Raw genomic sequence first — 13204 nt, forward strand, 5'->3', positions numbered from 1 at the left:
AAACACAATGGCAAGGATCCTCACTGGTATTCAAAGCAGCGGAATTCCCCACTTAGGAAATGCCCTGGGCGCAATTGAGCCTGGAATAGAACTGTCGCAAAAAGCCGGCAACGAATCTTTTTTCTTTATTGCTGATTTGCACTCTCTCACTTCGGTTAAGGATGCAGATAAGCGCAAGGAAAGTGTATACGCCGTGGCTGCTGCCTGGTTGGCTTTGGGTTTTGATGTTGAGAATAACTATTTCTACCGCCAGAGCGATATCCCAGAAGTAACTGAGCTTACCTGGTACCTATCTTGCTTTACACCCTATCCTATGCTGGCCAATGCGCATAGCTTTAAGGATAAGAGTGATCGCTTATCGGATGTAAACGCCGGTTTATTTACCTATCCGGTACTAATGGCCTCTGATATTCTTTTGTATGATGCGGATGAAGTGCCGGTAGGAAAGGATCAGAAACAGCATTTGGAGATGACCCGCGACATGGCCAGTGCCCTCAATCATCGTGTAGGTGAGGAAGTGCTCAAATTGCCAGAAGCGGTAATTCGTGAATCGGTAAAAACTGTACCGGGAACCGACGGGCAAAAGATGAGTAAAAGCTATGGCAATACCATCGACATTTTTGCTTCGGCGAAAGCCCTAAAAAAGCAGGTAATGGGCATCGTTACCGATAGCACTCCCTTGGAAGAGCCCAAAAATCCAGACACTTGTAATGTGTTTGCCCTCTACCAGTTATTGGCAAATGAATCGCAAATTGAAGAAATGCGCGCCAATTATTTAGGAGGAAACTATGGCTACGGTCACGCTAAAAAAGCCCTTCTGGAATTGATCATGGAGCGCTATGGCGATGCCCGAGAGAAATACCAAATGCTAATTGAAAACCCACAGCAAATCGAGGACTACCTTTTGGCTGGTGCCGAAAAAGTTCGTCCTATTGCTCGGGAGGTTCTAAACCGTGTTAGAGGAAGTTTAGGCTTCTAATCGTTTAGCTTTAATACCGCTAAAAAGGCCTGTTGGGGAATTTCTACGTTCCCTACCTGGCGCATGCGCTTTTTACCGGCTTTCTGCTTTTCGAGCAGTTTACGCTTACGCGAGATATCACCACCATAACATTTAGCCGTTACATCTTTACGCAGGGCACTCAAGGTTTCGCGGGCAATAATCTTCGCTCCGATGGCTGCCTGAATGGCGATCATAAATTGCTGGCGAGGAATTAATTCCTTCAGCTTCTCACAGATTTTCTTTCCAATATCGAAGGCATTACTGCGGTGAATTAAGGCCGACAAAGCGTCTACGGGCTCACCATTCAACATCACGTCCACCTTCACCATATCGCTTTCGCGGTAGCCAGTGGGGTGATAATCGAAAGAAGCATAACCACGGGAAATAGACTTTAATCGATCGTAAAAGTCAAATACAATCTCCGCCAAGGGCATATCAAAACTCAACTCTACCCGCTCGGAAGTAAGGTAAACCTGATTGGTAAGGATACCGCGCTTCTCAATAGCCAAATTCATTACTGCACCAACATAGTCGGCCTTGGTAATTATCTGAGCTTTGATATAGGGCTCCTCGATATGATCCATTTTAGTTGGATCTGGAAATTCGGTAGGGTTATTTACAATCACGCAGCGCTCCGGATCCTTCTTCATAAAGGAATGGTAGCTTACGTTGGGCACAGTTGTGATAACCGTCATATTAAACTCGCGCTCCAAACGCTCCTGGATAATCTCCATGTGGAGCATACCCAAGAATCCGCAGCGAAAACCAAAACCTAGAGCTGCCGAAGATTCAGGCTCGAAGGTTAAACTGGCATCATTCAGCTGAAGTTTCTCTAAGGAGGCGCGTAACTCTTCGAACTCATCTGTATCTACCGGATAAATTCCGGCGAATACCATGGGCTTTACGTTTTCAAAACCGGCAATAGGCTTATCTGCTGGGCGCTCTACGGTGGTGATGGTATCTCCCACCTTCACCTCTTTAGCTTCTTTAATCCCGGAAATAATATAACCTACATTACCGGTGCCAATTTCTTTTTGGGGCTCTTGCCGAAGACGTAAAACTCCAATTTCATCGGCATCATACTTACTTCCGGTATTCATGAACTTTACCGCAGAACCCGATTTCATAGAACCGTTTACCACCTTAAAGAAGGCCTCAATACCACGATAAGGGTTAAAAACGGAATCAAAAATTAGGGCCTGTAAAGGTGCATCGGGATCTCCTTCCGGAGCGGGAATCCGTTTCACTACCGCTTCTAAAATATCGGAAATACCAATTCCGGTTTTAGCGGAAGCCATGATAATATCTTCATCTTCACAGCCAATCAAATCAATAATTTGATCCTTTACCTCCTCGGGGTTGGCACTGGGAAGATCTACCTTATTGAGCACGGGAATAATTTCCAAATCATGCTCTAAGGCTAAATACAAGTTTGAAATGGTTTGCGCTTGAATACCCTGCGCGGCATCCACCACCAAAAGAGCCCCTTCACAAGCGGCAATAGCCCGAGAAACTTCGTAGGAGAAATCTACGTGTCCGGGGGTATCAATCAGGTTGATGGTATAAGTGCTGCCCTCATGGATATAATTCATCTGGATCGCGTGGCTCTTAATGGTAATACCACGTTCGCGCTCCAGGTCCATATCATCGAGCAGCTGGTTTTTCGCCTCACGCTCCGTAACCGTCTGCGTATGCTCTAATAAACGATCTGCCAGGGTACTTTTACCATGGTCGATATGAGCAATGATGCAGAAATTTCGGATGTTATTCATCTTCATAGGGCGCAATTTCATTTAAACTGCGAAAGTACGTAAAAGGACGACCTAAAAATCGATTCACATACTAAGCCCCCTTATCTGTCCCATTTCTTATGGTTTAGTACTGAGAATCAAGTGTATTCTTGGGATACTAGGCGCTATCTCTTACATTTACGGTTTATAATGAACTGTGGCATGAAATTATTCAAACAACTAATCGCTTTGGCCTTTGTATTTCTCCTGCTGGGAAATCAAAAAGCCGAAGCTTCTCACTTTTCCAGTGGGGAAATCTATTACCGCTGGGCACCAACCGCTAACGACTCTAGCCGATACGAAGTTTTTGTAAACTGGTATCGTAATAATGGGGGGATTGCCATTACCCAAACCACTCAGGTAGTGTGTATTACCAGCAGTTGTTTCCCCAATGTAAATGTTACTCTCAACCGTCTTATGCCGCCTCCCGGCCAAGCTTCTCCCAATGATAACAATGGGGGTTGGATTGTACCTGGATTAGATGAGTGCGCCAATGCTACCGATCCTTCTTATAAAGATCTTTCCGTACATAAATTTTCAGGCTTTGTAAGCTTACCCGGTACTTGTGGTGACTTTAAGTTTACGGCTAATGCGATTTGCTGTCGTGATGTTTCCACCAATTTGTCTACCTCACCCAACATGTATCTGGAGGCTAAATTGAACAATACTTTGGGAGAAAGTTCTTCTCCCGAGATTCAAGCTCCGGCGGGAAAAGCATTCTGCTTAACGCAGCCCGGTGCCAAGCCTTTCCAGTTTATTCAAGCGGCTATTGATGCAGACAATGACAGTATTTTATACCGTTTTGGACATCCACAATCCGGAGTAGTTTGTGGACCGGGAACCAATATTGCTTTCTCTGCCGGTTATACCGTAAACGCTCCTTTTCCAAGTTCTACCGGGATTGTGATTGATCAGAGTACGGGTATTTTCACCTTCAGTCCTAACCAACAAGGTTCCTATGTGGTAAAAATTGTGGTGGAAGACTGGCGTTTTGACCCCATCACTTTGCAGTGGTTAAATATTGGGGAATCAGTACGTGAAATTCAGATTCCGGTTACGGCTAACTGTAATCCTGCTTCTGCAGAAGGTCCACGATTATCTTTAACGGCCGCTTCTAATAATGCCGCCATTCAAAACTTCACCCAGGCAGAGGTAGATAGTTTAAAGAACCTCTACAACATGCGAGTTTTCCGTGGTGAAGACAGTATTAGCAATGGTACTGCCACAGTTCACCAGATTCCGATTTTCCAAGGCTATCAGTGCTTCGATTCCATTGTATCGATTGAATTCAATAATAATGTTCGCTGTTCTTCGGTAGATCCAACTGACTTCCGTCTGATTGGTCCTGATGGAGTAGCACGTCCGGTAGTAGATGTAGAAACCAACTGTCAATTCCTGGTTTCACGTAACCTCGATCTCAAATTAAACCAACCTCTGGATGTAGATGGAACCTATGTACTGCAGATCCGTCGTGGTAATGATGGTAACACCCTAACCAATGAGTGCGGTATTGAACTTTCAGAATTCTATACCTTCCTGATTCCGGTAAGTGGATGTCCTGCTCCTACTTATGAATTGGATGGTCTTACCGTTGAAGGTGATGTGAACGTTCGTTTAGACTGGTCGGGTAATGCAGCCCTGCAAGATCCTTCCATCATAGCCACCTTTAACTCTTGGAATATCTACCGTGCTGATGCCGGAAGACGTCCTTTCTCACTGCTCAAAGTGGTGGACGATGCCAATGCTCGTTTCTTCGTGGATAGCTTTGCGCCCAATGGATACTATGTAGATAACTTCATCTACGATTATCAAGTGCAATTGGTATACAATGGCAAAGGACGTATCCCTAGCCGTTTCTGCTCAAATATCAACCTGCGCATCGACAGTGCTCAGCGTTCCGATAACAACCTTCCATTGTACTGGAATCATTTCAAGTGTATTGACCCATCCGTAAGAAACTACGATGTGTTTAATGGTAAGCGCGATACTACCGTTCCTGCTCCTGGCATTAGCTGGACCTTGCAATCGCAAACTACCGATACCATTGCCAATATTGCGATCCCTGCCGGAGACAGTATCACCCAAGGTACTTATGCCGCTCGCGTAGTAGCACGAAACGTAAATGGTAGCAGTCGTACTGATTCTTCAGAATCCAACTGGGTGTACTACTACGTGGTGTACTACCCACCGGTAATTCCAGATCCTCCCCCAACCGTTGGCGAAGTAATCATCCCGAATATTATTACCCCTAATGGTGATGGATTTAATGACCGCTTCTACATTAAAGCACCCCTTGATGGAGGAGCTCAATACGAAAATATCTCCGTTAGTATTTTCAACCGTCATGGTGAGCGCGTATACCAAAATGAAGATTTTGCCAGCATTAATGATGAAAATCAAGGTTGGAATGGTGTGAATAATTCAGGGCAAGAATTGGCCTCCGGAGTGTACTTCTACATCATCCAAATGGAAAATCCGGCTTCTAACGAATCACAGACCCTACAAGGGAATATTACCATCAACACCGGTGGTCTATAAACAAGCTTCGAAGACTCGATTAGAAAAGGCCGATTTCACTGAAATCGGCTTTTTTACTAGTTGGAAACACCTTTTACTCATTTATATAAGTCAATAAGTATTTTGCTGTCTCAGTACTAAGTACATTGTTATACATTAGCGTTCCAAAATTTTCGAGGTATGAAATTTTTAAAATTACTAGGCTTAGTTCTATTATTCTCATTGAGCCTTAGCCCTTTAGAGGCGTCCCACTATTCCAGTGGTGATATTTATTATAAATGGTCTCCAATCGCCAGCGATTCTAGTCGTTACGAAGTTTTCGTAAACTTTTATCGGAATAACGGTGGTGCGACAATTCCCGGTGGTACTTTCCAAATTTGTATTACCAGTAGTTGTTATCCAAACATCAACGTAACCCTTAACAAGCTTTTACCTCCTACAGGTCAAGCTTCTCCTAACGATAACAATGGTGGATGGATTGTACCCGGATTGGATGAGTGTGCCAATGCTACGGATCCTTCTTATAAAGATCTTTCCGTACATAAATGGAGTGGCTTTGTGAGTTTACCCGGTACTTGTGGTGACTTTAAATTTACCGCTGCACCTCCTTGCTGTCGTGACGTATCAACCAATTTGGCAACTTCTCCGAACATGTACCTCGAAGCCAAATTGAATAATACTTTGGGAGAAAGTTCTTCTCCTGAGATTCAAGCTCCGGCGGGAAAAGCATTCTGCTTAACGCAGCCCGGTGCCAAGCCTTTCCAGTTTATTCAAGCTGCTATTGATGCAGACAATGACAGTATTCGTTACCGCTTTGGTCATCCTCAGTCTGGTAACAACTGTGGTCCTGGTACCAACATCGCTTTCTCTGCCGGTTATACCGTTAACGCTCCCTTCCCAAGTTCTACCGGGATTATTATTGATCAAAAGACAGGTATCTTTACCTTCAGTCCTAATCAACAGGGTTCTTACGTAATTAAGATCATTGTTGAAGATTGGCGTTTTGACCCCATTACCTTACAATGGCTGAACATTGGTGAGACCGTGCGTGAAATTCAGGTTCCGGTTACGGCTAACTGTAACCCTGCTTCTGCAGAAGGTCCACGATTATCTTTAACGGCCGCTTCTAATAATGCCGCCATTCAAAACTTCACCCAAGCAGAGGTAGATAGTCTTAAAAACCTCTACAATATTCGTGAGTTTCGTGGTGAAGACAGTATCAGCAATGGTACTGCCACAGTTCACCAAATTCCGATTTTCCAGGGTTACCAATGTTTTGACTCTATTGTTTCGATTGAGTTTAGCAACAATATTCGTTGTTCTTCAGTAGATCCAACAGACTTCCGTCTGACTGGTCCTGATGGAGTAGCACGTCCGGTAGTAGATGTAGAAACCAACTGTCAATTCCTGGTTTCACGTAACCTCGATCTCAAATTAAACCAGCCTCTGGATGTAGATGGTACCTATGTACTACAGATCCGTCGTGGTAATGATGGTAACACCCTTACCAATGAGTGCGGTATTGAACTTTCAGAATTCTATACCTTCCTGATTCCGGTAAGTGGATGTCCGGCTCCTACTTATGAACTGGATGGTCTTACCGTTGAAGGTGATGTGAACGTTCGTTTAGACTGGTCGGGTAATGCAGCCCTGCAAGATCCTTCCATCGTAGCTACCTTTAACTCTTGGAATATCTACCGTGCTGATGCCGGAAGACGTCCTTTCTCACTGCTCAAAGTAGTAGACGATGCCAATGCTCGTTTCTTCGTAGATAGCTTTGCGCCCAATGGATACTATGTAGATAACTTCATCTACGATTATCAAGTGCAATTGGTATACAATGGCAAAGGACGTATCCCTAGCCGTTTCTGCTCAAATATCAACCTGCGCATCGACAGTGCTCAGCGTTCCGATAACAACCTTCCATTGTACTGGAATCATTTCAAGTGTATTGACCCATCCGTAAGAAACTACGATGTGTTTAATGGCAAACGCGATACTACGGTTCCTGCTCCTGGCATAACCTGGACTTTACAATCCCAAACTACCGACACCATTGCCAATATTGCGATCCCTGCCGGAGATAGCACCACTCAAGGAACTTATGCCGCTCGCGTAGTAGCACGAAACGTAAATGGTAGCAGTCGTACTGATTCTTCAGAATCCAACTGGGTGTACTACTACGTTGTATATTACCCACCGGTAATTCCAGAACCACCTGCAACAGTAGGTGAGGTAATTATCCCGAATATTATTACCCCTAATGGTGATGGATTTAATGACCGCTTCTACATTAAAGCACCTCTTGATGGAGGAGCTCAATACGAAAATATCTCCGTGAGTATTTTCAACCGCCACGGAGAGCGCGTGTACAAGAATGAAGATTTTGCCAGCATTAATGATGAAAATCAAGGCTGGAGTGGTGTGAATAATTCCGGTCAGCAATTAGCCTCTGGAGTGTACTTCTACATCATCCAAATGGAAAACCCCGCCTCTAATGAATCACAAACCCTGCAAGGGAATATTACTATCAACACGGTTGGTATGTAGTAAATCATAAAACTGAGCGATAACTCAAGGCCGTCCAATTTAGGACGGCCTTTTTTTATGCGAAAAGTGCTAATCCTCAGTCATAAATCCCCACAAATTAGTCTGTCTTTACATGGTTGCCTTAGGCTGCTAGCTTGCTTAAAAATTAGCAACCATGAAAATATCAACTTCGGTCTTCCTTCGGTTTCTTTCCGTTCTATTGCTTCTCACCATAAGCTTTAGCCTAAAGGCCTCGCATTACTCCAGTGGTGAAATATTTTATCGCTGGTCCCCAACTCCCACCGATTCTTTGCGCTATGAAATCTGTGTCTATTTCTATCGCTATACAGGTTCCCCTGCCACCATTCCCAATCAACCCATCAACATCTGTATCTCCAGCAGTTGCTATCCAGATGTTAGCGTAGCTCTAAATAAAAACCTGCCGCCTCCCGGTCAAGCCTCGCCGAATGATAATAATGGCGGTTGGATTGTTAATGGTTTGGACGAATGTGCCGATGTAAATGATCCAGATTATAAGGACCTTGCTGCCCATATCTGGTGTGGCTATGCCACTCTTCCCGGTATCTGTGGTGATTTTGAGTTTACCGCCGGACCACCATGTTGCCGTGATGAAGCCGATAATCTGGTAAACTCCAATGTTCGCAGCATGGTAATTACAGCTAAATTAAACAATACTCTAGGGCATAATTCATCCGCCGAAATTCAGGCCCCAGCTGGAAAGGCCTTTTGTTTATCACAACCTGGATCTAAACCTTTTGAATTTTTACAGGCTGCCTTTGATGCAGACGGCGATAGTTTGGTTTATCGCCTAGGTCATCCAGAAGAGGCCACCGGTTTTCCTGATGCCTTTAACAATGCCTATTGCGGCGGCAAAGCGAACATCCCTTTTGCTACTGGTTACACGGTAAACAATCCCTTTCCTAGCTCCACTGGTTTTGTGATTGACCAAAAAACCGGAATCTTCCGATTTAGCCCTAGCCAACAAGGTTCTTATGTAATTAAAATCGTGGTAGAGGATTGGCGATTCGACCCCATTCATTTGCTATGGGTAAAAATCGGTGAGATGGTCCGTGAAATTCAAATCCCGGTTACCGCGAATTGTAATCCCACCTCGCAGGCCGGCCCACGCTTATCCCTGACCTCTTCTAGCAATAATGCTATTATCCAAAACTTCAGTCAAGCCCAAATAGACAGTATGAAGCAGGCATATGACATGCAAGTCTTCTTTGGTGATGACAGTATAAGCAATGGTACCGCTACTATTCATCATATTCCAATCTTCCAGGGCTATCAGTGCTTCGACTCTATTGTATCGATTGAATTCAATAATAATGTGCGTTGTTCATCTGTAGATCCTACCGACTTCCGTTTAATTGGTCCGGATGGTGTCGCTCGTCCGGTGGTTGAAGTGGAAACTAATTGCCAATTCCTGGTTACTCGTAACCTTGATTTGAAGTTAAATCAACCCTTAGATGTAGACGGTATGTATGTATTGCAGATCCGTCGTGGTAATGATGGAAACACCCTTACTAATGAATGTGGTATTGAGCTCTCAGAATTCTATACCTTCCTAATTCCGGTAAGCGGATGCCCTGCTCCTACTTACGAACTGGATGGTCTAACCGTGGAAGGCGATGTAAATGTTCGTCTGGATTGGTCTGGTAATGCCGACCTCACAGATCCTGCGGTACAAGCTTCTTTCGATGCCTGGAATATCTATCGCGCGGATGCAGGCGTAAGACCCTTCTCTCTCCTTAAGGTTATCAAGGACCCCAGTGCCCGCTTTATGGTAGATAGCTTTGCGCCCAATGGATATTATGTAGACAATTTCATTTACGACTATCAGGTGCAATTAGTGTACAACGGTAAAGGACGAATCCCCAGTCGTTTCTGCTCCAATATCAATTTGCGTATCGACAGTGCTCAGCGATCTGACAACAACCTTCCATTGTACTGGAATCACTTTAAGTGCATTGATCCTTCGGTAAGAAACTACGATGTGTTTAACGGAAAACGCGATACCTCTGTACCTGCCCCGGGAATTGTTTGGGAGCTGCATTCTCAAACCACCGATACCATTGCCAATATAGCTATCCCTGCTGCCGACAGCAATAGCCAGGGAACCTATGCCGCAAGAGTGGTAGCCCGCAATGTAAATGGTGGTAGCCGAACAGATTCATCTGAATCTAACTGGGTGTATTACTATATCGTGCATTATCCCAAAGATCCAGAACCCAGGGTTGGTGAAGTTCTAATTCCCAATATTATCACACCAAATGGCGATGGCCTTAATGATCGATTCTACATACAAAGTCCCGCAAATGGGGTACAGTACGAGCATATCTCCTTACGTATATTCAATCGCCATGGTGAGCGAGTTTATCAAAACCCCAATTTCGATGCGGTAAATGATGCGGCTCAAGGTTGGGATGGAGTAAACCAATCCGGACAAAGACTGAGCTCTGGGGTGTACTTCTACATCATTGAGATGAGCAATCCTTCCAGTGGTGAAGCTCAAAGTTTGGAGGGTACTCTAACTATAAACGCCTACGGATTCTAATCTAAATTCGCTTTAACTCAATGCCGCCCCCTAATCGGGCGGCATTTTTTTTAGTCTATCCTCCAAAGCTCAATCGAAAAGCTGCTACACAAAGTGAGGATTGCCCGACCTTAAGCAGCTTTCTACTTTTAAGCAAAATCCAACCATGAAATGTCTTTATTCGCAAAAAGGCCTCGCGACAGTTCTGCTTCTAAATCATTCTGCTCGCCGGGCCTTCTTTTGGATTAAGAAGTCCCAAGACTCTAAAGTAAGCCTCTTTCAAAATCCTAAAATCTAGCTAATCCAATATCCGGATTTCTAAAGTGTATATCCGGTTCAAATACAGGGCTGTTTAACTAATCATCCCTAAGGAACTATTATTCCTTTTTCTGTTTCGATCAAAAAAGGTGAGCCTTTACTAAGTCTCGCCTTTTTTATTTGCCCTCAGCTTCAAGGAGTTCTATTTTTGTTGAAATTGATTACTATGCCTACTTCTTCGCGCTTCTGGCTTTCTTTGTGTACTGGCCTTCTATTTTTAAGTACAAGCTGGAATTTAAATGCCTCCCATTTTTCTAGTGGTGAAATTACCTATCGTTGGGCTCCGACTGCCAACGACTCAAGCAGATATAGAGTTCAGGTTACATATTTTAGGAATACTGCCGGAGCCACTATTGTTAACACCAGCATTCCAATATGCATAAGTAGCAGCTGCTACGCTAATATCAATGCTACTTTAAACAAGCTTATGCCACCATCAGGCCTGGCTTCCCCAAATGATAATAATGGTGGTTGGATTGTAGCTGGTTTAGATGATTGTGCTAATACCCAAGACTCATCTTATCGAGATCTGGCTGCTCATAAATTTGCCGGATATGTATCTCTTCCCGGAGTTTGTTCAGACTTTAAATTTTCGGCCAGTGCTGCTTGTTGCAGAGATATTTCAAGTAATCTGAATAGCTCGCCAAACCTCTTTATCTCCGCTCATCTAAATAATACTTTGGGAGAATCCTCATCCCCTCAATTTCTGGATTCAGCAGCGATTGCACTTTGCGTACAGATGCCAGGCGCTCAACCTATACATTTCTCACAAGCAGCCTATGATCCGGACGGAGATACTATAACCTATTCATTGGGTCAACCTGAGTCAGGCCTTAATTGCGGGCCAGGCATCCCAATAGCTTATTCCCCTGGATTTACCGCTGCCAATCCAATTCCGAGCAATACAGGATTTGTGCTTAATCCGTTTTCAGGTGAATTTACATTAAGCCCCTCCCAACAAGGAGTTTATGTCTTAAAACTTGAAGTTCACAATTATCGCTGGGATACGGTTACCTATACTTGGATCTCCATTGGAAATGCTGTGCGGGAGTTGATGGTTCCGGTCACTGCTAATTGCAGCAATAATGCGCAGTTTAATAATGGTCTCTTAATTCAAAATGGTACTTATACAGAAAGAAACATTAGTTCCAGCCAAAAAGACAGCATACGCAATGCCTATCAGGTTCAAAATGTATATATAGATACTGGTTCTACAACGCATGCTTTAAAACTTTTATCAGGCTACCATTGCTTTGATACAGTTATAAGACTTGAATTCAAGAGCCCTATCATCAAATCGTCAGTAACCGCAACTGATTTTCGCATTTTCGCACCTGGCGCTGTTTCTGTTCCAATTACCTCCGTTTCGGACACAGGAAATTCTCTTTTCACCAATTACTTAGATCTCCATCTTTATAAACCTCTAGTTTATAATGGCAATTACCTTTTACAAATAAGACTAGGTAATGATGGAAACACTATTATCGGCAAATGTGGAGTTTCCATACCCCAGTTCAGCAGCTTGATTATACCTATTAATGGTTGTCCGGTTCCAGATTTTGAGCTTGATCAAATAAGCGTTCTAGAAGACGAAAAAATCACCCTCCAATGGTCGGCAAACTCCGCTTTACAAGACAGTAATGTTCAGAAGTTCTTTGGAAGCTGGAATGTTTTTGCCAGTGAAAACCAAGGTCCCTGGAACCTGATCCATAGTTTACAAAGTCCAGCGGCCAGAAACCATACCATCGACTTTGGTGGAAGCAACTATCCTGTGGATCACAATAATTACGAGTTCTTTCTTGATTTGCGCTATGCTGGCGAAAACTGGGGCTCAAGCCGCAGCTGCGAGACCATTCTTTTGGAAGCCAACTCTAGTAAAGACACTGGAAGCAATTATGAAATTGATTTGACTTGGAACGACTATGATTGTCTGGACCCGAATCAAAGAGGCTATCTAATAGAATATGGGCATTTCTTTAGAGTGGATTCTGTAGTATGGTTAAACAGTATCAGCACGAACCTAAATCAGCATTTGCTTAGCATTCCCAAATCTCATGGAACAGGTCTATATGCGATTCGAGTTATAGCAAAGGATCCCCAAAATCAAGCACTACCCTCACAATCAAACTGGATTATTTTTGATTCCCAAACTCCTATTGGTTTGTCCGAAAATGCCCTTAATTGGCAGATCCCGAACATCCTTAACCCAAATGGGAATGGTCAAAACGAAAGCTTTTACATCCAAAACCAAAGTTCCACTGCGCAAGATGTTCACATCAGCTTGAAAGTTTTTAATCAAACTGGTCAGCTAGTTTTTAGTGATGCCCAATATCACCACCGAAATACGCCCGCTAATGCATGGAATGGCGGCAGCTTAAGCACAGGGGTCTATTTCTACGAAATTGAGTTTACAGGGCCCGCTAAAGGATCTCAAGCTCCTTTGCAAGGAAAACTCTTACTGGTTAAATAACCATTATTATAAGGCATAAA

General features: G+C 43.8%; 6 protein-coding genes. 5 read left to right on the forward strand and 1 reads right to left on the reverse strand.

Annotation, left to right across the window (positions count from 1 at the left end; genetic code table 11):
• Nucleotides 1-7: 7 nt before the first annotated feature.
• Nucleotides 8-979, forward strand: a complete 972-nt coding sequence (gene trpS, locus H4K34_RS07690; protein ID WP_210760238.1) for a tryptophan--tRNA ligase — start codon at nucleotides 8-10, stop codon at nucleotides 977-979.
• On the opposite strand, the gene lepA is transcribed toward trpS, so the two are convergent.
• Nucleotides 976-2772 (reverse strand): translation elongation factor 4, encoded by a 1797-nt coding sequence (gene lepA / locus H4K34_RS07695; RefSeq protein ID WP_210760557.1) that lies wholly within the window; start codon nucleotides 2770-2772, stop codon nucleotides 976-978. The genes trpS and lepA overlap by 4 nt on opposite strands.
• A 180-nt stretch (nucleotides 2773-2952) precedes the next feature.
• Here lepA and H4K34_RS07700 point away from each other — a divergent pair, with 180 nt between their 5' ends.
• From H4K34_RS07700 to H4K34_RS07715, 4 genes are all read left to right on the forward strand, one after another.
• Entirely contained in the window at nucleotides 2953-5328 is a 2376-nt protein-coding gene (locus H4K34_RS07700) for a gliding motility-associated C-terminal domain-containing protein (protein ID WP_210760239.1), read from the forward strand.
• A gap of 159 nt (nucleotides 5329-5487) precedes the next feature.
• On the forward strand, nucleotides 5488-7857 hold the full coding sequence (locus tag H4K34_RS07705; RefSeq protein ID WP_210760240.1) for a gliding motility-associated C-terminal domain-containing protein: 2370 nt from the start codon (nucleotides 5488-5490) through the stop codon (nucleotides 7855-7857).
• A 154-nt stretch (nucleotides 7858-8011) separates the two neighbouring features.
• Complete coding sequence (locus tag H4K34_RS07710; RefSeq protein WP_210760241.1) at nucleotides 8012-10417, forward strand: gliding motility-associated C-terminal domain-containing protein; 2406 nt, start codon at nucleotides 8012-8014, stop codon at nucleotides 10415-10417.
• A 724-nt stretch (nucleotides 10418-11141) separates the two neighbouring features.
• Nucleotides 11142-13184, forward strand: a complete 2043-nt coding sequence (locus tag H4K34_RS07715; RefSeq protein ID WP_210760242.1) for a T9SS type B sorting domain-containing protein — start codon at nucleotides 11142-11144, stop codon at nucleotides 13182-13184.
• Nucleotides 13185-13204 lie beyond the last annotated feature (20 nt).

Origin of the sequence: Croceimicrobium hydrocarbonivorans (assembly GCF_014524565.1) — a bacterium.
GTDB classification, from domain to species: Bacteria; Bacteroidota; Bacteroidia; order Flavobacteriales; family Schleiferiaceae; genus Croceimicrobium; species Croceimicrobium hydrocarbonivorans.

What these genes read in the sequence shown, in the direction of transcription:
- trpS (WP_210760238.1), top strand. Translation starts at nt 8, where the DNA reads ATGGCAAGGATCCTCACTGGTATTCAAAGCAGCGGAATTCCCCACTTA.
- H4K34_RS07705 (WP_210760240.1), top strand. Translation starts at nt 5,488, where the DNA reads ATGAAATTTTTAAAATTACTAGGCTTAGTTCTATTATTCTCATTGAGC.
- lepA (WP_210760557.1), bottom strand. Translation starts at nt 2,772, where the DNA reads ATGAATAACATCCGAAATTTCTGCATCATTGCTCATATCGACCATGGT.
- H4K34_RS07700 (WP_210760239.1), top strand. Translation starts at nt 2,953, where the DNA reads ATGAAATTATTCAAACAACTAATCGCTTTGGCCTTTGTATTTCTCCTG.
- H4K34_RS07710 (WP_210760241.1), top strand. Translation starts at nt 8,012, where the DNA reads ATGAAAATATCAACTTCGGTCTTCCTTCGGTTTCTTTCCGTTCTATTG.
- H4K34_RS07715 (WP_210760242.1), top strand. Translation starts at nt 11,142, where the DNA reads ATGCCACCATCAGGCCTGGCTTCCCCAAATGATAATAATGGTGGTTGG.